Source organism: Acidobacteriota bacterium (genome assembly GCA_028874215.1).
Lineage (GTDB): Bacteria > Acidobacteriota > UBA6911 > RPQK01 > JAJDTT01 > JAJDTT01.
The window spans coordinates 15,104-40,672 of the sequence record JAPPLF010000079.1 but is presented as its reverse complement, the minus strand read 5'-3'; the positions used below and the strand labels follow the sequence as shown (position 1 = coordinate 40,672).

The following is a 25,569-nucleotide window of genomic DNA, read 5'->3' as shown; positions in this document are numbered from 1 at the left end:
TGTGCCCGAATCGCAACGCAGTCCGCCGGGATGCAGGGACGGTCGAATGCCGTGACGACTTTTACCACGGGCTGCTAGCTCTTCTCGTTCCTCGTATTCTGCATTACGATGAGTTGCGGACGATGATGCCAATCCGATTACTCACTCTCTTTCTGCTCTTTTCGCCGCCGGTCCGGGGCGAAGAGACCCCTGCGGAGGACCCGCAGCCGGCACCTGTGAATTCGCAGCCTGAACTGGAAGATCTGGTCAACATCACCTTCAAGAACGATGCCCGCGTCTTCGCCGTCATGGCCGCGCTCAACGCCGCCGGATTCGACTACGAGAGATCCGGGAAAACGCTCTCGACGGAGCGGCAAGCAGTGCGCCGGCATCTGGAAGGACTCGATCCCGATCTGGTTCTTCGTCTCCAGACCTACTACGAATCCCACCGCCGATACCGGGACGAGGGCCGGGAGAGCGCCGACTACATCTCCCTGGCGCTGCTCCTTTCGGATGTCCCGGAGCTGGCCTTCCCGGAAGAGACCGACCACCTGCCGGCGGACATCCTTCCCTTGCGAGGCTTTGCCGATCTGGTGCGTGAACTCTACGCACCGGCCGGCATTGCCGATCTGTGGACCGGCCATCTCAAGCGCTACGAACACGAAGTCGAACGTTACCGGCCCGTACTCGAAAAACTGATCCATCAGACGCTCCGCTACTTCCGGATCGGTCCCCGGAGAGTCCTGGACCGGACCATCATCTTCATTCCCGACCTCCTCAACGCCAAGGACACCGTGAATGCGCGGAACCTGGAACGGATCTACTACGTCATCGTGGGGCCCGCGGACGACCCCGCAGAGAACTACGTCGCCCTCCAGCACGAATACCTCCACGTCCTCATCGATCCTCTGATCGAGAAGTACGTGGCCCGGATGGACGAGGACGCCGACATCTTGCGGATGGCCAACAAGCAGCCCCAACTGAATCCCGAATACCGGGACCGGATTCTGCTCATCCTGGCCGAGTCCATGATCGAAAGTCTGATCCTGCGGATGCACCCGCCCGACGACCCCAAACGGGAGATCGTGGAGTTCTTTCGACAGGGCCTGGTGGCTCTTCCCTCCTTTTACCGGCAGTTGATCGAATATGAACGCAGCGGGTTGCTTTCATTTCCGGCCTACGCCGAACTGCTCCTCCAGGATCTGGATGAGGACAACCTGAAGGAGGCGGAATCCGCCATCGCGGCCATGGAAGAATCGCTCGCCGAAGAAGAAAGGAAACTCCAGGCAGCCCAGGAACGCGAACGGCAGCGGGTGGAGCGAAAAAACCGCATCATTTCGCTTCTCAACGAGGCCGGTCAATTGATGGCCCGGAAGCAGTTTCACGAGGCGGAGCAGCGCTTGGAAGAACTTCTTCGGGAAGATCCGGGAAACACCAGCGGCCTCTTCTACATGGCTCAGATCTCGGGCCAGACGGGAGACTTGCAGCGGGCGTTCGCGTACTACGAGAGCGTCTCGAATTCGAGGGCACCCGTGTGGGTCCGAGGTCTGTCCCTCGTCCGCATGGGCCGCATCCTGGCCTCCCAGGGATCCATGGCCGAGGCCCGGAAGCGCTTTCAGCAAGTCCTGGTCCTGGAAGGGGATCTGAAGGGGGCCAGGAAAGAAGCCTCCGAATTGATCGAATCCCTGGGGCCGGAGGAACCGGAGGAATGAGTCAAGAGGGCGCCCGCAACGGGTGCTCCTGCATCTTCCCTTCCGTGAATTCGTTGGCCTTTTGTGCCACAATTACCGTCTAGCCTCCTGATCGGGGCGGCCCTCTTTTCATGAGATTCGGAGAAAAAGAATGAAACAGGTTCTCGCCATTATTGTTCTCCTGGGTTTGTTTTCCACTGGGGACTGGGCCGTCGCTCAGAATCAGAACCAGGGACAGCAAGACGAAGGATTTCTCTTGGACGAAGACGAACCCCTGGTGGCTCCACCCGAACCGGTCAGGGTTGTGGGGCAAGCCCAGACCAAGGAGGAGTTCGACGCCTGGACGGCCATCGATCAGACCGAGGATCTGCAGCAGAAGGCCGAACTGGCCATGGACTTCCTTGAGTTTCATCCGAAGAGCGGCCTGACGCCGTTGGCCCACCAGCTTCTGGCTCTCTACTTCCAGCAGCAGAATGAGTACGAGCGGTTCGTGGAGCACGGCGAGAAGGCCATTGCCGAGCTGCCCTCCAGTTACGTCCTCCTGATCGAACTGGCCGTTGGATATGCCGAGAGGGGTGAGGTGCAGAAGGCCTTGGCCAGAGCGCAACTGGGTCTGGATGGCGCCGCTGCCGCACAACAGCCCGGACAAATGAGTCTGGTGGAATGGACTCGCAATAAAGAGCGACTGGAGGCGGATGGCCACTACGCCCTGGGATTGGCGAATCTGCATCAATCCATGAAGAGCAGCTCCACCAAGGCCCAGCACCTGAACAGTTGCGTCGAACATTTCTCCAAGGTGGTCGAATTGGAACCGGACCATGATCGAGCCTATCTGCGCATGGGGCGGGCCTACCTTGGACAGCGGAATGCGGAGAAGGCCCTTGAAGCCTATGCCCGCGCGACAGCCACCGGGGGAATGACGGCCCAGATCGCACGGGAGCAACTCGATCAGCTCTACACCTTCATTCACAAGAAGACGGATGGCATCGAGGACCTCATCAAACAGCAGCGCGAGTACCTGATGCAGCAAAAGGCCGCCAAGGAAGCGGCGCTTCAAGAACTCCAGAATCAGGAGATGCAGCAGTTCATCCTTCCGGACGTGGGAGCGGCCCCTCCGACAGAAAATCCTTGACGCCAATTCGGTCCATTCCGGACGAGGCCGAGACTGCATCCCGGGTCGATACTTGAAAAGAATCCTTCTTTCATGGTCCGGGCTGTCGGTCCACTTACGGGCCTGGATCCGATCTCATTCCCGCCGTCAGCCTGCCTCCCGCCAGAAAGATCTCAAGAGCCTGCAGGGCCGCCTGGGCCATCGTTTTCACCGGATTCGTGTTCTGGAGCGGGCCCTCACCCACCGTTCCTTCGCTCACCAAGCGGGAACACCCGGACAGCACTACGAGTCCCTCGAGTTTCTCGGGGACTCGGTTCTGGAACTGATCATCAGTGAGTCGCTGTACCTCGCCAACCCGGATCGGGCCGAAGGAGAGTTGTCAAAAACCCGTTCCTTTCTCGTCTCCAAGTCCGAGTTGGCCACCCTGTCCGGGCGCTTGGGACTTGGACGGTATCTCAGGCTGAGCCCCAACGAAGAGAAGACAGGAGGTCGAAGGCGAAATACCATACTGGCCGACGCCTTCGAAAGCGTCATCGCCGCCATTTATCTGGATGGCGGACTGGAGGCGGCCCGGTCCTTCGTGCTGCACCAGTTTCGAGATCATCTCAGGCAGGATGCCCGGAACGAACTAGAACTGGGAAACTACAAGTCCAGGCTCCAGGAGCGCCTGCACGTGCTGGGAGCACAAGAACCGAGCTACGCGGTGATCCGGGAGTTGGGTCCGCAGCATTCCAAGATTTTTCTGGTCGAGGTTCGGGGTCTGAACCGGGTGTTGGGACGGGCCCGGGGCACGTCGAAGAAACAGGCCGAACAGAAGGCCGCGCGGCGGGCTCTCGACCGTTTGGAGCCGCGCTAGGAGCGGAGCAATCCCCAGAAGATCAAGAGGGTGACCACGTCATAGAGGGCATGGGCCACGATGGGAGCGGCCAGATGTCCTCTCCAGAGATAGAGCAGACCGAAGAGCAGCCCCAGAACACCCGCGGCCACGGCGAAATCGACGCCCTGGAAGGAATGCCCCGCTCCGAAGAATGCGCTCCAGAGGATCAAACCCGGAACCGCTCCTCCGAGATGGTTTCGGAAGTGCACCAGGATGAAGGCTCTCTGAACCTCTTCCTTGATCCCGCCGACAACAACGCTGCTGATCAGCAGCAATCCCAGGTCGGTCCCGTCCTGGATCATCTCCAACAGCGGATTCGACTCGGAGACGTACTGGGGCAGAAAGATCCGGAAGAGGAACCCCACCAGAAAAGTGGCGCCGAAGAGGAGAGGCACGACCGACACCCCGGCCCACGACTCCTTCCGCCAACCCCGTTTGGCCCATCCCAGGTCCCGGAGGCGGCGGTCCCCGGTCCACAACAGGATCAGAATGATGCCCAACGTCAACGACGTTTCCAGCATCAGATAGAGGACGAGATGAGGGACGTCCCCGTAGATGTCCTCGGCGGACAAGCCCAGGAACCTGATCGCCGGCGATGCCAGGACCATGCCCCCCACAGCCACCGCAACCACTTCCAACAGCGCCCCCAAGGATTTCACTTCGAAACCACTCTACTACGGAACCAGCATGACGAGATTCCATACCGGGTGGATCCCCGCCGGGTGAGTTGAACTGGGTCAGGCGGGCGCGGATAATCGCGTTGGAGACTCAATCGATGACTGCAAGCATCTTGGCACAGGATGACGATCTGTACGACGAGTTCGAGGACGAAGACGACACCGACGACTTTGAAGACATCGACGACTACGCCGGCTTGAACGACACCAACCTCAACGGAGACGGCGTTCGGGCGGATGCCGGAACCTAGGAGAGATCCCTCGCCGGGACCCGCCGGCCATTCGCCGTCCCCACCGATTCCGGAGCACCAGGGAAACGTGCCGATCGACTTTTGCAGGCATGGGTAGACGCGTCACGCTGGCCGCTTTGGGGTTCGTGATCCTGCTCCCCGATATGGCCGCTGCCGCCGGCCGCAACAGATTCAAACAGTTGCGTCCCAGTTGGAAGGGGTCGACCGGCCTCTTCAACCTGGCTACCCCCGAAACCCTGCGAACCGGTGAATTCAGCCTGGGGCTTCATCACGCCCGGTTCCACAGACTGGCCGGGCAAGCCCGAGTCACCCACTTTCCCGTCTCGTTCACTTTGGGACTGCGCGACCACCTGGAGGGCTTCCTCTCCTGGGAAGCGCGGAAGTGGTTCGGCTCGAATCCCGTGAACGACCTCACCGAGATCCGCCTTCCCGGCGACAGCTTGGCCTTGCCCGCCCATTCCGCCCATCCGGACCTTCCCTCAGGGGCGATTTCCGGAAACCTGTGGGCCGGATTGAAACTGAATCTGCGGTCGCCCAGGCACGGACATCCCTTCGGACTCGCCCTCCAGCCCAAAGTGCGAGTCTCCAATTCGACCGGATTCCCAGCCACATTCTCCGAACCGGCTGCGCCGGGGACGGGACTGGGATTGGATATTCTCATCTCGCATCAAATCTCCGCCCTCGCAAGACTCACGGTCAACGGAGGTTTCCTCTACTCCGGCGACGAACCGGAAGCGATCCCCGGACACCAGTTCGACTACGGCGTGGGTCTGGACTTTCCACTGGGTCATGAGGCCACGTTCGTCGCCGAGTTGGCCGGAACCCGCCTCGGCGGTTCCCGATTCGAGTCGCCTCTCGAACTGCACCTGGGAATGCGGCTCCTCTCCCGGCGCTGGTTCCAACTCTCGGCCGGTTACAGTTTGAACCTCAAAGGCACGGACCCCGGCCGGCATGGCTGGACGGCCCAACTGGTCATCCAGAGAAAGATCAACCGTCCTCCCGTCATCCGCTGCCACCCGGGCCGCCAGACGGTCAAGTCAGGGGAGTGGACCAAAATACGGGTCCACGCCCTGGACCCGGACGACGACGTCCTGAGTATTGCCTGGATTGCCAGCGGGGGCGCCGTATCGCTGGAGGGGGATTCGGCCCGATTCGACTCCACGGGACTGGTTGAAGGCGTCTACACCATCACTGCGGAGCTGAGCGATTCGGAGAACACCTCCACCTGCACGGTGGAAATCCGGGTAGAGAGAAAATTGAGCCGGAGGGATTGAGCAAAGAAGGTGTCCGGGCGATGCTTGCATGGAACGCGGCGTTCTCGACGGCGGCGCGGCGCAAGCGAAGACTTCGGCATTCTTCACAAGTGACGAACGGGGTAGAATAGACGCCATGATTGATTCCAGGAGCATTTGGCGGGCGCGCGGCCGGACGTTTCTCATCTGCTGGTTCACCCTGGCAATGGTGGATTCGTCCCTGACGGGCAACGCGGATTCCATCGTCCTGGGTCCCTTCGGAGGAGACGTGCGTTCTCTGGCCGTCCATCCCGGAAAACCCGACACCTTCTATCTGGGCACCAGCGATGGCCAGATCTACGTCTCGCGGAACACGGGACTGGGTTGGTCTCGAATCGATCCCGGTTTGGGACGCAGGGATCTCGTGGTGGACAACCTGGCCTTCGACCCCTCCGATCCGGCCACCCTCTATGCCGCCGCTTGGGAACTGAAAGCCAACCGCGGAAAACTGTTCCGTTCCGAGAACGGGGGCCTGGAGTGGGAGCCCATCGCCCTGGGCCGTTACGACAGCACCATCCGCGCCATGGCCATCGCGCCGTCGGACCCGTCCATCATCGCCATCGGGATCTTGGAGGGTGTGCTGCTGAGCCGCGACCGGGGCAAGACGTGGGACCGGATCACGCGCGGATACAGGAGTCTCTACAACGTCGACTCCCTCGCCTTCGATGACCAGAACCCGCCGACTCTCTTTGTGGGTACCTTCCACTTGGCGTGGAAGACCGCCAACCTGGGACGCAAGTGGGTCCCGATCCACCAGGGAATGGCTGATGACAGCGACCTGTTCGCCATGGTCGTGGAGCCCGGCAAGCCCGACACCATTTACGCGGGGGCCTGCTCCGGAATCTACAAGTCGGACAATGGCGGCGAGAAGTGGTTCAGGTTGAAGAACGGACTGCCCAAGGAGGCGAGGAGAACCCGTGCGCTCCAGATGGATCCCTCCGACCCGGCAACCCTATACGCCGGAACCACCAAGGGCCTGTTCATCACCAGAGACGCCGGCAAATCCTGGAAGCAGCTGATCTCCGGGGTGGTCCTGAACGCCGTGGCCGTGCATCCCCACCGGCCTTCGGTGATTCTGGTGGGTTCCGACGACGCCGGCATCCTTCGCTCCGACGACGGGGGCGCCACCTTCTCCCCATCCAACCGGGGATTCGTCCATCGGCAGATCGGCGCTCTGGAGTCCGATCCGCGCCGTTCCCACGTGTATTACGCCAGCGTCGTCCTGGACCGCGATTACGGCGGATTCTTCACCCTCAAGGGAAGAGGTTGGAAGTGGAGCGCATTCAACGACGGTCTCGACGGAAGCGCGGATTCGATCCGGGCGATCCGTCCCTCGCGCCTCTCCTCCAAGGTGTATCTGGGGACGGGAACCGGCCTCTTCGTGGGGGTCCCCGACGAGACCCCATGGCAGCGGGTCGGGGAGGTCTCGAAGCTGCCCGTCCTCGACCTTTCGTTTTCGAACCGGAAGGAGACCGGTCTCTTCCTGGCCACGACCCAAGGGGTCTTCCATTTGGATCTGGAGACCGGCACGCTGGAAAAGAAGGAGATATCAGGCGATATCGGCGCGGCGCAGTCCCTGCTGTATGACTTGCCGACGGCGACCTTGTTTGCCGGGACCGATTCCGGCCTGTTCCGATCGCGCGACGGCGGGGACACCTGGCTGCTTCCACCCCCCGGGCTGCCGCCAGTCCGGGTGAACATCGTCGGCCGGTCTGCAACGCGCCTGTTTTGCGGGACGAGCAAAGGCGTCTTCGTCAGCAACCGGAACGGGGACGAATGGGTACAGGCCGATGGAATTCAGCCTCTGGACGTCTCTGCCCTTTCGATTGGCGCGCGCGGACCGAACCTCCGCGTCTTCGCCAGCGACTCCCTGCTGGGGCACCTGTATGCGAGTCCCGACGGGGGCGATAGCTGGCGCACGTTCGATCGAGGCAACTCCGGACCACGTATCACGACCTTGCATCTGTCCACTTCGGGAGAGCTTCTCGCGGGCACCCTCTCCGAGGGAATCCACCTCATCCACAATCCCGTAGAATAAAAGCATCACACCCACACCAGCGGATGCTGCCGGCTTGGCGGATGACACGTGCAACAGGCGCTCCTCAGCTACCCCTTACTACTGCTCATCTTCGCCCTGGTCCTGATTGCCCTGGGCATCTTGCTGTTCATCGGCCAGCGCCGTTCGGCCGCTTCAGCCGGTGAACTCCATAGACTGCTCGATTCGGCTCATAACGGCGAACCGCCGGACGACAGCCACCACCTGGTCCCGCTCCTGCTCTACGAAAAACGGTTTCCGGCATTCTGCCAAATCCTGGGCCTGGTCCTGAAACAGTTTCCTCTGCAGAGGTTTCTGCAACGGCGCGACTTCCGCCAGGCCTTGGATTTCCTGGCCGCCCACCCGTTCTCGGAAACGGATTCGGAGGATCCGATTTCGGCCATGGTCATCGTTGTCGAGGTGTTTCTTGCCGACCCCGATGTCGAGTACCGCTGCCGTCCCCGCCTGAGGACGCTGGTGAATCAGTTCATTCGGGAAGTGGAGCGCTGACCGGCTCGACCAATGAGACGACTCGCGTGCCGCTCAGACGATCGTGGATGCACCGCCTCCAAGGATCGATGAGTCCCCACAAGAGTCCCACCAGAGTCAAAGTCACCGGAGGATAGAGAAAGATCCACAGGGCGACGGCCAACATGGATATGGATTCCTGCTGTTTCTCGCTCACCAGCCTCAGACGCGTGAAGTACATTCCGGGCGTTTGTCCGGCGCCCAGGAGAAAGAAGAAGGAAGTGAAGAGGTAGATCCCGGCGGTGCAGACGCCTCCGAGCCGGAACGACTCAAGCGAAAAGAAGTCGAGGCTCAGTGCCCGGGAAGCCAGGAGACAGAAAGAAAAACCGATCAGGCCCGCCAACGAGAGGTCCAGGATCGCAGCCAGAATCCGTGACAGAAGGATCTCCCTCGGCGGGCTGGTCACCGTAACCGCGGGCTCGGGCGGCTCTACGACCGGCGGGGCGGGAGGCAGAGTCTCCAGCTTCAGCTTCTGCTGGCGATGAATCCTGGACGGATTTCCGGATCGCGGCCTCCCGGCGACGCCAATGATCCGCCTGTTGTCGCCCTGGCCGGTTCTCGCACGCTGAAATCCCGAGGGGCTTTCCCCGACGGAACCCCTACCGGCGCCGTGGCCGGCGGTCACGTCGTGGGCGGTCCTGCTTTGGGATGAATGGACAGACTCGGATTGGAACGCAATGGTCCGCTGTCGCGCTTCAGGCGTCCAACCGCAGTTGGCGCAGACGTTCCCACGGCTCCGGGTGCGGCAACGCGGACACAACACGCCTATAGATTAGCAGCCCGCGGCAAGGGTCGTCACGGCCTTCGACCGGGGGAGCATGCCGTCGGTCTCACGACAGCCGGGGAGAGAGTAAAGGCTGCTCATTGCCTCAGGATTTGCAGCATCTGGGCGACCTGCTCGTCGTCCACGTGTTGGATCTTCTCCAAGCGCCGGGAAATCATGAAGAGCTGTTCCAGGTAGACCTCGGCCCGGTCCGTCTCCAGGGCTCGGCGTCGCGCATTCTCGAAGGCATCGATGATCGGTTGCCGGGGGGTTTCTTCCGGCGCCCGTTCCAGCAGGCCCTCCAGGACAACAGTATGGACCAGATCGATCCGGTAGGACCTGAGAACGAGGAGAGCTCCCAGAAAAACCACCGGCAACAGAAGAATCGCCACTCGAGTCCGCTTCACTTGTCTCCATCCGCGCGGGTCATAACAGCCTCAAGATCTCGAAGCAGCTGCCGTAATCCAGTTCGATTCCGTTTCTCTTGGCGTGTCCCAGAATGGTCGAGAGAAAGAGAGTCCGAAACCACCTCGGCCACCATCGCGATTTTCTGGTCCGGCCATGGGCATAGGGATGCTTGAAATAGAAGTCCACCACGGTCCGGCAAGTTTCGAGATCCAGTCGCAGGATCTCTCCCAGGGAGAGTTCGCCGATTCGCACCGTCCGGCCCTGGACGTTGACACTCCGGAGGTTCAGCTTCTCTTCGATGGCCTCGCGATTCAACTCGGCGGCCCGCGCCTTGCCGGACATGGCGGACAGCGCATCCCCGTAGCTCGTCACGCCATTCTCGACGTTGACGGCCAAGGTGTTGCATAACCGATAATCCGGATAGTAAGCGAAGAATTCTCTCGTCAGATCCCGCACTCTGCTCTCAACCGATTTCATGGACTGATTTTTCGGCATTGTAGCGCCCTCTGATCGATGGAACTACCGGCCGGTCCCGGTTGACTTGCGGCGTATTAGCCTATAAAAGAGAACTATTCTATCTGGGAGCGCCGAATGTGGAAAAAAGAATCGCCTGAACCATCTATTCCTGCCGTGGACCCGGTCCAACCTGGGCCTGCGCCACGGAACCCCATCCAACGGAACCCCGTCAAACGGCTGAAGGAAAGAGCCGTCATCGGAACGGCCATCGTCATCCACGGGGAGGTGAGCGGCGGCCAGGACCTGTTGGTCAATGGCCGGATTGAAGGAAAGGTATCGCTTGCCAACCAAACTCTCACCGTAGGCCGGGAGGGGCGGATCAAGGCGGACATGTTCGCCAAGTTGGTCAGCATCGAGGGCAGCGTCGAAGGGACCATCCAGGGCGAAGAGAAGATCGTCCTGCGTGGGACCGGAAGCGTGCGGGGAAACCTCATCGCTCCCCAAGTCGTTCTGGAAGAGGGTTGCCGGTTCAAGGGCAGCATCGACATGGGCGACAAGAACGATGACCAGGAGTCGTCGGCAGTCGATGGCAAGGAATCCCAAAGTGAAGACTCGACCGTGGATGCTGTGCTGGCTTCACCGGGAGTCGTTTCCGAACCAGTCATCTCCACCGAAACCGCATCCCCCTTTCCAAAGGCGTGATGCGGTGGTCCCTTCTCCGAAATTCTGAGCCCAGATCCGATCCGGAACCGACTCTGCCGGAAGCCGAAGTTCACTCCTCCATCGGTTTCAACATCGCCTACAATCAGGTCCGGGGCCACCGGAGATTGAGCGTATTGGACCTGGGGTCGGCTTACGCCTCGAACCTCCAATTCCTCTCCCAGGGCGTTCGCTCCCTGCACATCGCAATCGAAGACCTCTACGAGACCTTGTCCTCCTTCGACTTCTTCGATCCCCGCGAGCCCCGTTCCTATGACGCCGTCTACGGCTACGTTTTCCCCTACGGAGAGGAGACGCGCTTCGACCTCATCCTGGGTTGGGACCTGTTCAACTACCTGGAAGAACTCGAACTCGCCGCCCTGGTCAGGCACCTGGACCGCTTTTGCCATCCGGGGACCCTGCTGTTCACCATGATTTCCACAAACCGGCACATTCCCGAGAGACCGATCCGATTCCAGATCATCGATTCGGAGCGGCTCCGCTACGAGTACCTCTCCTCGCTGCAGCGTCCTTCACCTCAATATCACCGTGCGGACCTGAACCGCATGATGCCCCATTTCCGGTTGTTCAGCTCCTTCAGGCTTCGAAACGGTTTCAAAGAGTACGTCTATTCCTTCCACGGGCGGTCCTGAGCCATGGTGCGTCTGCTTCTGATTCCCTTCCTCGCCGGTGTCGTCCTTTGGACTCTGTTCGGGTTGCCCCCCCGGAGCGATTCGGCTGAGGTGATGGAACTCCTGCGGCTCAACAGCCGGGGCGTGGCCTACATGGAACAACTCGACTACAAGGCTGCCGGCAACGAGTTTTCCCGTCTTCTGGAACTGGACCCGAATTTCGTGCCCGGCCACGTGAACCTGGGCGTCGCGCTGTTCAATCAGCAACTCCACGAGGAAGCTGCCCGATCCTTCCGGCAGGCCTTGGAATTGGATCCGGAGCAGATCCAGTCCCACTACATGATGGGCCTCATCTATCGGAACCAGGACGAGGCGGCGAAGGCGGCGGAGGCGTTCGGCCAGGTCTCCCGGCAGGACCCCCAGGATCCGTCCACCCAGTACTACCTGGGACTGCTGAGTTCCCGTGGCCGCCGCTACGAGGAAGCCATTGGCCACTTCAGAAAGGTCCTCTCTCTGGAGCCGTACAACGCTTCGGCTCACTACAATCTGGCCATCGCTCTGACCCGCAGCGGCCAGTCGGAGGAAGGCCGCGCGGAGATGGAGAAATTTCGAACCCTCCAGGGCATGTTCGGGGCCACGACACTGGGACTCCAATACCTGGAGCAGGGACGCTATGCCCTGGTGCTGGAGGATCTCGACGGCTACCTTCCACAACCATCCGTCGAGAGCCGAGAGGAATTCGTGGTTCGATTCCGGGAGGTCGGGGCGTCTGCGGGGCTGAACTTTCGACACGATGGCCCGGGGAAGGCCATATCCGAAGTGTCGTCGGTCCAGGAATTGGAAGATGGGCTGGTCCCGTGGGTCGGATCGGGAAGTTCCTTCGGCGATTACGATGGAGATGGTCACGAGGACCTTTTCCTCGCCAACTCCGGCCCGGGTGGAAGCCGGAGCTCCCTCTTCCGAAACCGGGGAAACGGCACGTTTCAGGAGACGAGCCGTGAGGCGGGGCTCGAACAAAAAGGCCGGACCATGCACGGCGTCTGGGGAGACTACGACAACGACCAGGACCTGGACCTCTACCTCATCAACTACGGGCCCAACGTGCTCTACAAGAATGAAGGAGACGGCCGCTTTCTGGACGTGACGGAGCAGGCGCGGGTCGGCGACCCTGCCTGGGGGAGCGGGGGAGCGTTCGTCGACTACGACCACGACGGAGACCTGGACCTCCTGGTGACCAACCTCACGGCGCGCCCCGAGAGCCTCGAGTCCGGGACCCGGTTTCCCCAGGATTTCCCGGGAGCGAACAACTCGTTGTTCCGCAACAACTCCGACGGGACCTTCACCGACGTCAGCGAATCCTCCGGCTTGGCCGGGGAGCGGCTGCAGACCTGGTCTTCCGTCTGCACGGACTTCGACAACCGAAGGGACATCGACTTCTATTTCGTCAATCAGGGCGCCCCGAACCAGCTCTTCAGCAATCAGCGGGACGGAACCTTTATGGACATGGCCGAAGCGGCCGGCGTCTCCGGTGACGGTGACGGCGTCGGCGTCGGAATCGGAGATTTGGCGCACCGGGGCGTCCTGGACCTGGCGCTCCCCGCTCTGACCGGATCCGATTTCAACCTCTGGACCCGGCAAGCGAGGAACCGCCGGTACGCTCGCCGCCAAAACTGGATGCCGGAAAATTGGAAGACGCCGGGTCACGTGCACACGGCCCACCTTCTGGACTTTGACAACGATGGCGACCAGGACCTTCTGCTCGTCTCGGCTCCCCTGTTCACCTCGAGCTGGGAGGATCCGCGCCGCAATTTCCACCTCCTGGCCAATCACCGGGGCCGTTTCCAGGACGTGAGCCGGCAGGCGGGCCTCGATGAATTCCGCGGCCTCCCGGTTCGCGGCGTGAGCGCCGCCGACTACGACCGGGACGGAGACCTGGACCTGGTGGCCAACGTGAACGGTCATCCTCCCCTGCTGCTGCGGAATCAGGGAGGCAACCGCAACAGTTGGGTCTCGGTGACCGCCCGCGGGACCAACAGCAACCGCAGCGGCATCGGAACCAAGGTCGAGATCCGCAGCGGCCGCCTCCTGCAGAAAGGAGAGGTGCGCGGCGGCTACGGCTTTCTGAGCCAGAATTCGGCCACCCTGCACTTCGGACTGGGCCCCCGGCAGGACATCGACATCGTCCGGCTGCTGTGGCCCGGCGGGGTCCTGCAGTCGGAACTGAATCAGCAGGTGAACCAGGCTCTGGAGATCCAGGAGCTGGACCGCAAGGGGACGAGCTGTCCCATCCTCTACGTCTGGAACGGAGAACGCTACGTCTTTCAAACCGATTTCCTGGGAGGGAGCGCCTACGGTTACCTGCTGGCGCCGGGGACCTTCAACTATCCCGACACCGACGAATACGTGAAGCTGAACCGGAGCCAGGTGGGTCTGAAGGACGGACGTTTGGCGGTCACGCTGAACAACCAGCTGGAAGAGTTGATCCTGTTCGACCAACTCGAGGTGGTGGTGGTGGACCATCCGGGCGACTACGAGATCTACCCGGACGAGAAGCTGCTTCCGGGACCTCCCTATGCCGGCTTTCGGATCCTGACCTTTTCCGATCCAAGGCCGCCGCTTCGGGCTACCGACGGCAAAGGCCGAAATCTTCTGCCGGCCCTCAGCAAACTGGACGGAAAATACCCGGACCTGTTTCGCAACCTGCCCTTCAAGGGGTATGCCGAGCCTCATGACCTGATCCTGGATCTGGGCCCGGTTTCGGGAGAGAACACGCGCCTCCTGCTGGACGCCTGGATCGACTATGCGGACAGCACCAGCAACCTGGCGGCCTCCCAGTCGGGTCTGAGCCTGAGTCCCCCGGTCCTCCAGGTTCAGGATGCGAACGGCGTCTGGGTGACCGTCATCGAGCGCATGGGCTTTCCCGCTGGCCTTCCCAAACCCATGACCGTCGATCTCTCGGGCAAGTTCCTGAGCGACAGCCGGAAGGTTCGGATTCGAACCAACATGCGGATCCACTGGGACCGGATTCGGGTGGACGCGAGTCCTCCCCGGCGCGACTTCAGGACTTTCCGGCTCAGTCCCCAACAGGCCGATCTTCACTACCTGGGGTTTCCGGCCGGGATCGGGAAACCGCTCCTGGGTTATGACCGCAGCCAAATCCTCCCCACGGCACCCTGGAAGGCGCACATCGGCAACTACACCCGGTTCGGCGAGGTGAGTCCGCTGCTGCTCGAACGGGACGACATGTTCGTGGCGACGCGCGCCGGCGACGAGATCGAGGCGTTCTTCGACCTGGACCGGATTCCTCCTCCCCCCGAAGGATGGGTGAGGGATTTTCTCGTGTATGTGGATGGATTCGGGAAGGATATGGACCTCCATTCGGCCTCCCCCGACACGGTCGGTCCGCTGCCTTTCCACGGCATGAGCCGATTTCCGTACGGCCCGAACGAGCGTTATCCGGACACGCCGGCCCACCAACGCTACCTGCAGGAGTGGAACACCCGCCGCGTCGACCGCTGGTACTGACCCCACAGGAGACCGTATCCATGAGTCCGATCCTCGCCGCCCTGCTTTGCTTCTGCCTCTACCTGATCGGCTACAGGTTCTACGGCAAATACCTGGGCCGGAGGATCTTCCGGCTGGATCCGAACGCCACCACGCCCGCCCATGAGCTGAAAGACGGAGTGGACTACGTCCCGGCGAACCGGTGGGTGCTGTTCGGACATCACTACGCCTCCATCGCCGGCCTGTCCCCCATGCTGGGTCCCGCCATCGCGGTGATCTGGGGATGGGTCCCGGCCATGCTCTGGGTGGTTCTGGGCACGCTCTTCATCGGAGCCGTCCACGACTTCAGCGCATTGGTGATCTCCATGCGTGCCAAGGGCATGTCGGTGGGCAAGGTGGCCGAGGACATCGTGGGTCCCCGGGCCAAGAGCCTGTTCCACATCATCATCTTCTTCCTCATCGGCTTGGCCATGGGGGTCTTCGTCCACGTCTCGGCCACGCTCCTGACCACTCAATACAACCCTCAGGCCGTCTATCCCAGCGGAACTCTGATGGTGGTCGCTCTGGTCGTGGGCTGGCTCGTGTACAAGCGCAACGCGTCCATCAAGAAGGCCACCGCCGTCGCCTTCGCCGTGACCCTGCTGAGCGTCTGGATGGGTGTCCAGCTTCCCAGCCCCGATCTGAGCCTGGGGCAGTGGAGCGTGATCCTGCTGGTCTACAGCCTGGCCGCTTCCGTGTTGCCGGTCTGGTCGCTGCTTCAACCCCGGGACTACATCAACTCACTGCTTCTGTACCTGGGATTGATCCTGATCTACACCGGGTTCTTCTGGCTCGGTCCCGAGTTCGCGGCTCCGGCCGTTCAGACTCATCCGCCCGGAGCTCCCCCTATCTTCCCCTTCGTATTCATCGTCATCGCCTGCGGAGCCGTTTCGGGATTTCACGGACTGGTTTCTTCGGGGACCACGGCGAAGCAGATCAACCGGGAAACCGACGCCACCTTCATCGGCTATGGGGGCATGATCGGAGAATCCCTGCTGGGACTCGTCTCCGTGCTGGCCTGCACGGCGGGTTTCCTCACGCGCGATCTCTGGATGGCCCACTACCAGACCTGGGATACGGCCCTGGGCCTGGGACCGAACATGAAGGCGTTCATCGACGGAGCCGGCCTCTTCATGAGCCAACTGGGCATTCCCCTGGAACTCTCCAAGGCCTTCGTCGCCCTCATCGCCATCTCGTTCGCCCTCACCACCCTGGACTCGGCTACCCGGCTGCTCCGCTTCAACATCAGCGAAATCGGAGAAACCCTGGGCGTCGGGATTCTCTCGAACCGTTACGTCGCCTCTCTCGGGGCAGTCGCCACCATCGGATTTTTCGCCTTCTATCGAGTGGACGGAAAGGCCGCCGGCCTGGCGCTCTGGCAACTGTTCGGCACCACGAACCAGGTTCTGGCGGGACTCACCCTGCTGACGGTGACGCTGTACCTGATGCACCGCCGGCGCCCGTTCTGGTTTACGGGCGTTCCCATGCTCTTCATGCTGGTCACGACCCTGGTGGCCATGTCCTACAAAATGGCCGACTTCTGGAACTCGGGAGCCCACCTGCTGCTGGCCGTGGGGGGAATCATCCTGGCGCTTTCGCTCTGGCTCGGCGTCGAAGCCGCTCTTCGCCTGAGACGAGGAATGGGGAAACCATCGTAGGGGCGCCCTTGCACCCCTACAGGTTCTTGTAGTCGGGACCGCCTCCGCCTTCGGGAGGAGTCCACAGGATCACCTGATACGGGTCCAGGATGTCGCAGGTCTTGCAGTGGACGCAGTTGGTGAAGTTGACCTGCAGCCTGGGGCGATCCCCATCCTGCACCATCTCGTAGACGCCTGCCGGGCAGAAATGCTGGCAGGGATTGCCGTACTCCTTTCGACACCGGTCCCGGCAGAGGTCCAGGTCCGAGATCTTCAGGTGGCTCGGCTGGTCCTCCTCGTGCGCCGTGTCCGAGAGGTAGACGTCCGAGAGCTTGTCGAAGGTGAGCTCGCCGTCGGCAGGCGGCGCCGCCGGCCCGGCCGCTGCGGAACCACTCGTTTTTTCCATCCGCTCATGGCCCGGCACCGTCTTCCAGACGCCTCCCCACCCCAGGCCGGTCAGCGTCTGCAAACCGTTGTAGAGGACTCCCGTCCAGAACCCTCTTTGGAAGGACTGCCGGAAGTTGCGCGCCCCATGGAGTTCCTTTCGGGCCTCGCTGGCTTCGAACAGCTCGACGTACCGTTTCAGCCGTTGTGCGGAACAGTCACGAGCCACCAGGGCCTCGAACGCCGCCTCGGCCGCCATCATTCCCGACTCGATGGCCAAGTGGATCCCCTTCAGCCGGGCCGGGTTGAGGAAACCGGCCGAATCGCCCACCAGGAGCAGTCCGTCGGCGTAGGGCCGCGGCATCGAGTGGTAGCCCCCTTCGGGAATGGCCTTGGCGCCGTAGGAGACCACCCGGCCTCCTTCCAGAAGCCGGCGCACGAAGGGATGACGCTTGTATTCCTGAAGCAAACGGTGAGCGTCTTCGCGCGGGTCCCGCGAGTCCAGTCCCACCACGAACCCCACGTGGACCTGCTCCTGAGTCAACGTATAGATGAAGCCGCCGCCGAACTCCCGGGTTCCCGTCGGGTAGCCCAAGGTGTGCCAGACCCGTCCCGGCTCGATTCCCGGGACCCGCCAGACCTCCTTCACACCCAGCGAATAGAGCTGAGGGCCGCCTTCACGGTCCAGTCCGAGTTGCTCCTCCGCCTGGCGGGTCAGCGTGCCTCTGGGCCCCTCGCCCAGAACCGTGATCTTGGCCAATACGTCGGTTCCCGGCTCGTAGTGCGATCGGGGTTGTCCCTTGGCGTCGAGTCCCCGGTCTCCCATCCGGGCTCCCACCACCCAGTTTCCATCCAGGAGCAGCTTCACCGCCGGGAATTCGGGGTAGACCTCGACCCCATGGTCCTGGCAGAGGGCGGCCAGCCACTTCACCAGCTTGCCCAGCGAGGCCACGTGGTTGCCTTCGTTGTGCAGCGGCGGCGGAATCACGGGAAGCCGGAAATGCCTCTTCCTGGTGAGGAACAGGACGTCCTCTTTCCGCACCGGTGCGTCCAGCGGCGGTTCCGTGCCGGGAAGATCCTGAAGCAGAGCGCGAAACGCCCTGGGGTCCACGATGGCGCCGCTCAGGGCGTGCGACCCGATCTCCTTGCCCTTCTCCACCACCAGCAGGAGCTGCTCACCCAGGAGCGGACCCGGCCGGGTCCCTGCTTCCACTTCACGGTCGTGCCGGCTCACCAGACGCGACAGGTGGAACGCCGCACTCAAGCACGCCGGTCCCGCACCGACGAAAAGAACGTCCACCTCCAACTGTTCCCGCTGCATCACTGTCCGCTCTTCAATCGGGATGGGGTCCCGCGGCCCCCGGGCACAAACCCCTGGTCATGAAGCCGCATCCGGAACAGGTTTCGGCGATCCGGGTCCGGGGAAAACGGTGCGGATCCGGAGTTTGGGGCAGCCTGCCGACCAGATCCCCGCATCGGGCCGCGACGCTGGCGTCGAAGGTCACCGGCCGCAGAGTTCCAGCCTCCGTGAACAGCAGGCGCCCCGCCAGATTCATGGTTTCCAAGATCCGGGACACGGCCCACAGGTAGATCCGGACCTGGAGACGGTAACCCTTCTCTACGATCTCCTGTCCCTCTCCAGGTTCAGTCCGGCGTGTCGTCTTGAAGTCCACGACGACCCAGCGGCCGTTCCCCTCCTGAAAGAGCTTGTCGATAATCCCCGTCACCAGGCGGCCCTGCTCCACGACATGGAATCGTTTTTCGCTGAAGACTTTGCGGGCGGAAGCGAGACGTTCCGCCAAGCGGCTCTTCCGGACACCCTCGATGCTTTTTTCGATGCGCCGGCTCATTCGTCGAATCTCCTCCTCCGAGTAGAGCGGGCCAAGCCTCGTCCGCCACCGGTCCAGGAATCGTTCCACCGCCGCTTCATCTCCCAGCGCGCCCGGTTTCTCAAGCAGCTCGTGCACGGCGGAGCCCACCAACGCCGACGGGCTCGCTCGCCAACCCGAGGCCGGAGCCTCCACGCGTCCCTCCACCCGGGAATGGAAGAAGCTCCGGGGGCATCGATAGTAGGAGACGATCTCGGTCGGTGTCCAGGTGGTCTTGCTCCAACTGTCGGCGCCCGGAGCGAGACGGTTATCCCGGCTCGCCAAGGCCGATTGCCCGGTGAGAACCTGGGTCGAGACCGTGGGAGAGAGCTCGTTCTCCCCGGGCTCCCGGCCGGCTGATTTGCGGGAACCGTCGAGAGTCCGGAGGGTCAGCGGGGTCATGTACGTCTCTGCGTCCGCCTCCTGCAACCAGCGGGCGTAGGAGGGCCGCCCCGACTTCCTCCCGATCAGGACCAACCTCTCGCGGGCCCGGGTCAGCGCCACGTAGAGGAGCCGTTTCTCTTCGGCCGTCTGGCGATACCGGTCCAGCCGCCGCAACATCTCGTAGTGAGGATGCCGGTACCGCTCATATCCCCGCAGTGGGTTGCGGATCGCGAGGCCGAAACAATACTGGTTCTCCTCCTTCCCCACAGCCTGGCCAAAGAACGGATCGATCATCCCGGCCAGAAGCGGGGCGCCCAGATCGGGAAGGATGACCGCCGGAAATTGCAGGCCCTTGGCTCCGTGAATGGTGTGGACACTAATCCGGTCCGAGCCGCCTTCCGCAAATCCTCCTTCTTGGGCCCCGAGCCGGCGAAGTCCCTCCAGGTAGCGGCAAAATGGGCGCCGTGAAGGACCATGGCCGATCTCGAATCTTCGAGCCAGTTCCAACAGCCGGCGGATACTGTTGCGGGCCAGATCTCCCCGGCCTCCGGCCGCCATGATCTCATCGTAGCCGGTCTCTGCGATCACTTGAGACAAAATGGCGGCCGATCCCTGGTACGGCGCCTGGACCCATGCGCCCAACGATTCCCGCGCGAAGATCCAATGCCGGGGCCAGGCCCCCGAGGGAGGCTCGCCGGACCGAAGCTTGCTCCAGATCCCGGACCCCTCCTGCAGCGACAGGAGCAGAAGATCCTCGTCCGAGAAATTGAACAGGGGACTCCGGAGCACCCCCAACAATTCCAGGTCCCTCCCTGGATCATCCAGAAAGCGGAGCAGATTCGTCAGGTCCACGATCTCCGGCTGATCGTGAAGCCGATTGCCCCCGCGGGCGGAAAATGGCAAATCCCAGCGGCAGAAAGCGTTCTCGAACTCCCGGAGCCGGGTGCGGTTCCGGAGCAATACAGCGATTTCACGAGCCTGGAACCCCTCCGACAGCAGTTCCATGGCCGCCTCCGCCGCGACTTCGGCCTCGGTGCCGTAACCTTGCGGGAGCTTCTCGTAGAGCAAACCACGGACACCCGGGTCCGCGACGGCGGACTCTTTCCGGACGGGGGTCATCTCCTGATGAACGGCTTCGTAGTCCAATCCCGGCTGCATCAAGTACCGGAAGACCCGGTTGCTGAATCGCACCAGGCTGGAATGAGAACGGTAGTTCCGGCGAAGCTCGACGACGCGTCCCCGCTTCCGGACCCACTTTCGAACCGCTCGAAATACCGCGACGTCCGCATCCCGGAAGCGGTAGATGGACTGCTTGTCGTCGCCGACGGCGAAGAAATTCGCGCCGGCGCCCACGAGCGGCTTGAGAATCTCCCATTGCAGGCGGTTGGTGTCCTGGAATTCGTCCACCAGGAAGAACCGATGCCGGCTTCGAAGCGTTCTGCGAACGTCCGGCAAGCGGATCAACGAACGAGCCAGCGCCAGAAGATCTTCGAAATCCAGCAGCGAGTCCTGTTCCTTCTCTGACCGATAGCGATCCAGAGCCAGGCCGGCCAGTTCCTCCAGAGCCAGCATCGCCTTGTCGAAGTGAGCGTCGCCGTCGAAACCGGATTCTTCCGAAGGGTGGGAGACCCGTAGCGGATACCGGCCGTATTCCTCTTTGAGCGCCTTCCAGCACTTCACCAGGCCGGCTCGATGTTCCCAGTCCGTCCAGGCTTTGGAAGGCCGCGCCACCAGGCCCAGAGATTCTTCGAATCGAACCAGGAACTCCTTGTCGTCCAACGTGGGGCGAGCCCGAAAGAGTTCCCGCTGCCGAACGCATTTACGGGCGAAGGAATCGTTCCGTATCAAGAGCCGTTTCGGCACCCGCTCCAGAAGGCGCCGCAACCGGGCCCACACCTCCGACCGCGCCAGGAAGTGCGCCGTTTCCCGCCGATAGAGGCGGCCCAGGATCTCAGCCTGGTCGAGGGACGAGCGGGCTGCCAGGTGATTCCGTCTCTGGACCACTTCGGCCAGGATTCCTTCGATTCTCCGGTACGGCAGATATCGAAGCAGCGTCTCGAACGCGGGAAGCCGGGTGCCGGACCAGGAGTCGAGCTGCTCCTGGAGACACCGGTCCAGCAGCAGGCGCTGATCCCCTCCGCTCAGGACGCCGAAACCGGGATCGAGGCCGATCCGGCTTCCGTGTTCCCTGAGAATCCTCAGGCAGAAGCTGTGCAAGGTGGTGATGGGAAAGTCTCCCAAGGCCGCCAGCGCCTGTGCCCAGGGACGTTTCGACTCTGGGGAAGGAGCTATGGAGAGTCTGGCCAGGACCCCTTCCCGGATGCGGCCCGCCATTTGGGAAGCCGCCTCCTCGGTGAATGTGATGGCGACGATCCGGTGCGGTTGGTGGCCGTGATGCTCCAGGATCCGCAGGTAGCGGCCCACCAGGACCCGGGTCTTTCCCGACCCCGCCGCCGCCGACACCACCATGTGCGTAGTGAGGTCCAGAGCCCGGCGCTGGGACTCGTCGTAGCTCGGCTCCGGGCCGGCTTCCCGGTTTCGGGGCGAGCTCGCGCCGGTTCTCCCGGGGACGGGTGCGGAAACAGCCGAACTCACGCCGGCGTCCCTCCGGTCTGTGCTTCCTCCCGCCGGCAGACTCGACTGGTGCTGCAGTGGGCACAGCCGGCGGCCGCCGGCTTGTGGGTGGTCACCGGAAAGGTCCCGGACCAGATCCTTCCGGAGGCCAGCAAAGCCTCGTCCCGATAACGATCCATCAATTGTTCCAGGTCATCCGCCGGGGCCCGGCTTCCCGGTTTCCGCAACGGCCGCCACTTCAGGTATCCGGGCAGTCCGGCATGGTAGAAGCCTCCGGATGCCGCCTTGCCCAAATAGGAGTGCACCAGAAGCAGCGACAACGGGAGACGAAAACCCCAGCCCTCCTTGATCCCGCGCAGGCGATTCCGGTGTCCCGCCACGTAGGACACCAGTTGAAAGCCCTCGGGAGTCCTTTCGATCCGGTCCAGAAGACCCGTCAGGCGAACCGGCCGCGGCGGCCCGTCACCGGTCCGCGAACCGCCGGGAAGCTGGCCCAGCACGAGGGGCCCCAGGGTGGTCTCGACGGAATGGATCTCCAAGCCGGCTTCCCGCTCCCGCTCCCGCTCCTCCTCCAGGAATCGCATCAGCAACCCCGGAGGGTTCGCGTCTTCCAGTCCGTCCATGAGCCACGCCCGCGTCTGCTCCCAGCGCAGGCCGCCGGCCACAGGCAAGGCCTGTCTCAATTCCTCCAGTTCTTCCCGGACGATGGCCGCCATGCGGCGCCGACCGTCTTCGGGACCCAGGGGGCCGCTCGCGGCGGCATCCTGCGAATAGCGGGACAGAATTCTCCGAACCAGCCGGTGTTCTTCACGAACCAGATCCGAGTCCGGCGGCGGCGATTTGGCCCCGAGAATCGTCCGGACGAAAAACCGGAATCCGCACCGTCCATACTCCTCCAGCCGCTCCGGAGAGACATCCATACCGGCCGGAAAGTGGCGCCGGCGCATCCGGTCCAGGATCTCGGGACGGTCGAGAACACCGGCGAAGGCATTGGGATGGTCCGACCGCCTCAGGGTCAGCGCCCGGACGCCACGGTGGATGTTCTCGCCTTTCGCCGTAGAGGCCGCCGAGTCCCGGGGCATCTCCGCGGGGGGAAGGACCTCCTCCCGGAAGTCCAGGTACTCCAAAACATGGCTCGGCAACACCGGACCGTTGTCGGCATGCCGGGGCGAGGACAGAAGCACCGATTCCCGACTCCGGCAGCGGAGACCGTGAAAGATGGAAAGTTCTTCCGGGCGCCGGGCTACCGTCTCGGAAAACGGCGAAGGGCGGCGGGCGGGAATCCGGCCCTCCGAGAAGTCGAGCCAGTAGAGATGCCGAAACTCGCACTCCTGCAGGTGACGGGCACCTCCCACGACTACGGCGTCCCGATCCAGGGCGCGGGAAATTCGGATCCGGGAAACCTGCCGGCGGAGCAGGGAGCGGAAGCGCGAGAGACTGAGAGGGCAATCTCCCCAGAGCAGGGCGGCTTCCTGGAGGCTCGCCTGGAGGCGGACCAGAGCCTGGCCTTCGGTTCGCCCCCAGTCTCCACACCCGTCCGGCGGTCGGAGGAGCGGGCCCAACCGGCCGGACAACAGGGAAACCCACTCCGCGGCCGTCCGGAGCCGCGACGAATCAGCTTGGAGTTTCCGGACCCACTCCCGAAAAGCCTCCGCGCAACCCTCCAGGACCGAATGCGAATCCTCCGAAGACGGGGACGGTTTCCCCTCGATCCACTCCGGGAACGCATCTGCCCACACTTCTCCGCCGCCCCGAAAGCCGCCCTGACAGGCCAGTTGCTCCAGGAGCCGAACTCGATCCGGCGAGAGCCCGTCCGGATGGATCCACGGGGACGAGAGGAGATCGAACAGGTCGTCCCGCCGAAAGTCGCGCCACAACAGCTCCACGTATCCGGTCAGGACTCCAAATGCGTAGGTGGACCCCACGGCGTCTCCATGCAGATTCAGCCAGGGAATCTCCAGCCGGGTAAAGATCTCCCTCAAAAGCAGCAGGTAGCTCTCGTCGCGGGGACAGACGACACCCATCCGGGACCACCGGAGCCGGGGCTCCCGGGTCTTGAGTTCCTGAATTTCCCGGGCCACCGTCCGGATCTCCGCTTCCCGGTGCTCCGGCCGGCAGAAGCGAACTTGGGAAACCGTCTCGTCCGCGGCCTGGAAACGCCACACCGGGTTCGTCCCCTCCCAGCATTCCCTGACCGTGGACACCGGAAGCGCGAGGGGCCGCGTTTCTTCCTCGGACGACTCCAGATCCAATGAGAAGACGGCCTTCCCCACCTGATCCGCCAGCAGGCGCACCAGCCCCTTCTCTACCGGCGTTCGGGCGATGAGCCCCTCGAAGAGGATCTCTCCGACGCGGGGAAAACGATCGCGGCAGTCGAGCGAACCGGTCAACAGAGCCTCATAAAGGCTCAGTCGGACTCCCGCCGCGTCTTCCCATCCCTGCTCCTCCAGCTTCTTTTGGTAGGCGAGAAAGACCCGGATCAACCGGCTCGCTTCCTCCGGGTCGCGGTCCTCCCGCTGAAGATGAAGGCGAATCAGCGGCTCGCTGGTCAGGCCCCGGCCCTTGAGCGTCGTCACCCAGGCCCCCGCCTCGGAAAGAGATACGGGTGGCTCTTCGCCGTTCCCTCCGGGTGCCGGGAGTTGCTCCTCCAGGACCGCCTCCAACAGACATCTCCGGCCGGTCTCCGAAACCACTCTCCGGCCGGATCCGATCTCCCGGAAGAGGGCGGCGACCAAGTCCTGAAACGTGAGGATCGGGATTTCGAAGGTGCGGGGGTTTGCCTGCAGAAACTCTCCCGCCAACTGCTGTTTTCGCCAACGGGAGGAGACGATGTAGAGGTACTCGGGCGGGCGGCCCCGGGACTTCCGAAGGCGCTCCTCAAGCAGCCGCCGCGACCGGTCCCGCGCGGCGGGTCCATGACAAATGACAACCTCTCCCACGGGTTCAATTTACTCCGGGGGACTGACCCGGTTGCGAGGGAGCGGCGGTTTCCAACCGCCGACCAGGGGGGGTTAGGGGGGACGGAGTCCCCCCTGTACGCTTCCTGATGACAAAAGAGAAGACGGGGGGACTAATAGTCCCCCCTCCTACCGGGCGCGTTCGATGTAACGGCCTTGGGAAGGGTCGACGCGGATCAACTCGCCCACGCGGATGAATGGCGGCACTTGGACCGTGACGCCGGTCTCCAGCTTGGCCGGTTTCGGCGAGTTGCTGGCGGTGGCTCCCCTGAGTTCGGCTTCCGTCTCCACTACCTTCAACTCGACTGTGGAGGGAAGCTCCACGCCGATGGGGTTGCCGTCGAAGAATTCCACCGTGATGGTCTGGCCCTCCTTGAGATAGTCCCAGCTTTCGGCCAACGCCTCGCGGTCCAGTCCGATCTGCTCATAGTTTTCTGTGTCCATGAAATGGCAGACGTTCCCGTCCCGGTAGAGGAACTCCATTTCGCGGTGGTCCAGCGTCGCCCGGTCCACGGCTTCTCCGGAGGCGAAGCGATGTTCGTACGAAGCTCCGGTCCGTAGATTCTTCAGCAGGACCCGGACAAAAGCGGCCCCCTTGCCGGGCGCCCGGTGTTTGGACTCACGCACGCGGTGGGGCTCGTTCAGATGGATGATGATCATTCCTTTTCGGATCTGGGTGGCGTTGATCATGGCCGGCTCACGATATCAGACCCCGTTTTCCGCGTGCAATTTGTCCCGGCCCGCCGGTCCCGTTGCAAAATTCTTTGAAACCATTTGGGTCCAAATGTTGTCTTTGTTATTGAACCGCAGGACAAAGGCGACT

General features: G+C 62.7%; 19 protein-coding genes. 11 read left to right on the top strand and 8 right to left on the bottom strand.

Annotated features, from left to right (window positions below; all coding sequences use genetic code 11):
* Positions 1–122: 122 nt before the first annotated feature.
* The 3 genes from OXT71_15490 (at position 123) to rnc (ending at position 3,637) form a co-directional block, all read left to right on the top strand.
* Positions 123–1,691, top strand: coding sequence for a hypothetical protein (locus OXT71_15490; protein MDE2927797.1), 1,569 nt, complete (start codon positions 123–125; stop codon positions 1,689–1,691).
* Between the two features lie 130 nt (positions 1,692–1,821).
* Complete coding sequence (locus OXT71_15485) at positions 1,822–2,802, top strand: hypothetical protein (GenBank protein MDE2927796.1); 981 nt, start codon at positions 1,822–1,824, stop codon at positions 2,800–2,802.
* Positions 2,803–2,854: 52 nt separating this feature from the next.
* Complete coding sequence (rnc, locus tag OXT71_15480; GenBank protein MDE2927795.1) at positions 2,855–3,637, top strand: ribonuclease III; 783 nt, start codon at positions 2,855–2,857, stop codon at positions 3,635–3,637.
* Here the strand turns inward: rnc and OXT71_15475 are convergent.
* Positions 3,634–4,317 carry a CPBP family glutamic-type intramembrane protease gene (locus OXT71_15475; protein ID MDE2927794.1) on the bottom strand — a complete coding sequence of 228 codons (684 nt, stop codon included), beginning with the start codon at positions 4,315–4,317 and terminating at the stop codon, positions 3,634–3,636. The two genes, rnc and OXT71_15475, sit on opposite strands and share 4 nt — an antisense overlap.
* A 116-nt stretch (positions 4,318–4,433) precedes the next feature.
* Here OXT71_15475 and OXT71_15470 point away from each other — a divergent pair, with 116 nt between their 5' ends.
* From OXT71_15470 to OXT71_15455, 4 genes are all read left to right on the top strand, one after another.
* Positions 4,434–4,586 (top strand): hypothetical protein, encoded by a 153-nt coding sequence (locus tag OXT71_15470; GenBank protein ID MDE2927793.1) that lies wholly within the window; start codon positions 4,434–4,436, stop codon positions 4,584–4,586.
* Between the two features lie 89 nt (positions 4,587–4,675).
* Positions 4,676–5,860: a hypothetical protein gene (locus OXT71_15465; GenBank protein ID MDE2927792.1), complete on the top strand. Its 1,185-nt coding sequence runs from the start codon at positions 4,676–4,678 to the stop codon at positions 5,858–5,860.
* A 115-nt stretch (positions 5,861–5,975) separates the two neighbouring features.
* Complete coding sequence (locus tag OXT71_15460; protein ID MDE2927791.1) at positions 5,976–7,916, top strand: hypothetical protein; 1,941 nt, start codon at positions 5,976–5,978, stop codon at positions 7,914–7,916.
* Between the two features lie 48 nt (positions 7,917–7,964).
* Positions 7,965–8,423 carry a hypothetical protein gene (locus OXT71_15455; GenBank protein ID MDE2927790.1) on the top strand — a complete coding sequence of 153 codons (459 nt, stop codon included), beginning with the start codon at positions 7,965–7,967 and terminating at the stop codon, positions 8,421–8,423.
* On the opposite strand, the gene OXT71_15450 is transcribed toward OXT71_15455, so the two are convergent.
* The 3 genes from OXT71_15450 to OXT71_15440 all read right to left on the bottom strand — a co-directional run bounded on the left by OXT71_15450 (position 8,401) and on the right by OXT71_15440 (position 10,089).
* A complete protein-coding gene (locus OXT71_15450) occupies positions 8,401–9,066 on the bottom strand; it encodes an RDD family protein (GenBank protein MDE2927789.1) in 666 nt (221 codons plus the stop codon). The genes OXT71_15455 and OXT71_15450 overlap by 23 nt on opposite strands.
* A gap of 236 nt (positions 9,067–9,302) precedes the next feature.
* Positions 9,303–9,611, bottom strand: coding sequence for a hypothetical protein (locus OXT71_15445; GenBank protein MDE2927788.1), 309 nt, complete (start codon positions 9,609–9,611; stop codon positions 9,303–9,305).
* 19 nt (positions 9,612–9,630) lie between these two features.
* The gene (locus OXT71_15440) at positions 9,631–10,089 is read right to left on the bottom strand and encodes a hypothetical protein (protein ID MDE2927787.1); all 459 of its coding nucleotides are present in this window, start codon (positions 10,087–10,089) and stop codon (positions 9,631–9,633) included.
* 114 nt (positions 10,090–10,203) lie between these two features.
* Here OXT71_15440 and OXT71_15435 point away from each other — a divergent pair, with 114 nt between their 5' ends.
* From OXT71_15435 to OXT71_15420, 4 genes are read left to right on the top strand one after another with little or no spacing between them, the layout of a single operon-like run.
* The gene (locus OXT71_15435) at positions 10,204–10,770 is read left to right on the top strand and encodes a polymer-forming cytoskeletal protein (GenBank protein MDE2927786.1); all 567 of its coding nucleotides are present in this window, start codon (positions 10,204–10,206) and stop codon (positions 10,768–10,770) included.
* On the top strand, positions 10,770–11,420 hold the full coding sequence (locus OXT71_15430; GenBank protein MDE2927785.1) for a hypothetical protein: 651 nt from the start codon (positions 10,770–10,772) through the stop codon (positions 11,418–11,420). Before OXT71_15435 ends, OXT71_15430 begins: the two co-directional genes overlap by 1 nt.
* Before the next feature lie 3 nt (positions 11,421–11,423).
* Positions 11,424–14,924 (top strand): FG-GAP-like repeat-containing protein, encoded by a 3,501-nt coding sequence (locus tag OXT71_15425; GenBank protein ID MDE2927784.1) that lies wholly within the window; start codon positions 11,424–11,426, stop codon positions 14,922–14,924.
* A 20-nt stretch (positions 14,925–14,944) separates the two neighbouring features.
* The gene (locus OXT71_15420) at positions 14,945–16,600 is read left to right on the top strand and encodes a carbon starvation protein A (protein MDE2927783.1); all 1,656 of its coding nucleotides are present in this window, start codon (positions 14,945–14,947) and stop codon (positions 16,598–16,600) included.
* A 16-nt stretch (positions 16,601–16,616) separates the two neighbouring features.
* Here the strand turns inward: OXT71_15420 and OXT71_15415 are convergent, their stop codons facing one another.
* From OXT71_15415 to efp, 4 genes are all read right to left on the bottom strand, one after another.
* Positions 16,617–18,284, bottom strand: coding sequence for an electron transfer flavoprotein-ubiquinone oxidoreductase (locus OXT71_15415; protein ID MDE2927782.1), 1,668 nt, complete (start codon positions 18,282–18,284; stop codon positions 16,617–16,619).
* Positions 18,285–18,297: 13 nt separating this feature from the next.
* A complete protein-coding gene (locus OXT71_15410) occupies positions 18,298–21,810 on the bottom strand; it encodes a UvrD-helicase domain-containing protein (GenBank protein ID MDE2927781.1) in 3,513 nt (1,170 codons plus the stop codon).
* Complete coding sequence (locus OXT71_15405) at positions 21,807–24,728, bottom strand: PD-(D/E)XK nuclease family protein (protein ID MDE2927780.1); 2,922 nt, start codon at positions 24,726–24,728, stop codon at positions 21,807–21,809. Before OXT71_15405 ends, OXT71_15410 begins: the two co-directional genes overlap by 4 nt.
* A 147-nt stretch (positions 24,729–24,875) precedes the next feature.
* The gene (gene efp / locus OXT71_15400; protein MDE2927779.1) at positions 24,876–25,436 is read right to left on the bottom strand and encodes an elongation factor P; all 561 of its coding nucleotides are present in this window, start codon (positions 25,434–25,436) and stop codon (positions 24,876–24,878) included.
* Positions 25,437–25,569 lie beyond the last annotated feature (133 nt).

Bases quoted from the DNA above. Each gene is read 5' to 3' on its own strand.
- OXT71_15440 (MDE2927787.1), bottom strand. From the start codon at position 10,089: ATGAAATCGGTTGAGAGCAGAGTGCGGGATCTGACGAGAGAATTCTTC.
- OXT71_15460 (MDE2927791.1), top strand. From the start codon at position 5,976: ATGATTGATTCCAGGAGCATTTGGCGGGCGCGCGGCCGGACGTTTCTC.
- OXT71_15430 (MDE2927785.1), top strand. From the start codon at position 10,770: ATGCGGTGGTCCCTTCTCCGAAATTCTGAGCCCAGATCCGATCCGGAA.
- OXT71_15415 (MDE2927782.1), bottom strand. From the start codon at position 18,284: ATGCAGCGGGAACAGTTGGAGGTGGACGTTCTTTTCGTCGGTGCGGGA.
- OXT71_15490 (MDE2927797.1), top strand. From the start codon at position 123: ATGATGCCAATCCGATTACTCACTCTCTTTCTGCTCTTTTCGCCGCCG.
- OXT71_15435 (MDE2927786.1), top strand. From the start codon at position 10,204: ATGTGGAAAAAAGAATCGCCTGAACCATCTATTCCTGCCGTGGACCCG.
- OXT71_15465 (MDE2927792.1), top strand. From the start codon at position 4,676: ATGGGTAGACGCGTCACGCTGGCCGCTTTGGGGTTCGTGATCCTGCTC.
- OXT71_15485 (MDE2927796.1), top strand. From the start codon at position 1,822: ATGAAACAGGTTCTCGCCATTATTGTTCTCCTGGGTTTGTTTTCCACT.
- efp (MDE2927779.1), bottom strand. From the start codon at position 25,436: ATGATCAACGCCACCCAGATCCGAAAAGGAATGATCATCATCCATCTG.
- OXT71_15420 (MDE2927783.1), top strand. From the start codon at position 14,945: ATGAGTCCGATCCTCGCCGCCCTGCTTTGCTTCTGCCTCTACCTGATC.
- OXT71_15425 (MDE2927784.1), top strand. From the start codon at position 11,424: ATGGTGCGTCTGCTTCTGATTCCCTTCCTCGCCGGTGTCGTCCTTTGG.
- OXT71_15470 (MDE2927793.1), top strand. From the start codon at position 4,434: ATGACTGCAAGCATCTTGGCACAGGATGACGATCTGTACGACGAGTTC.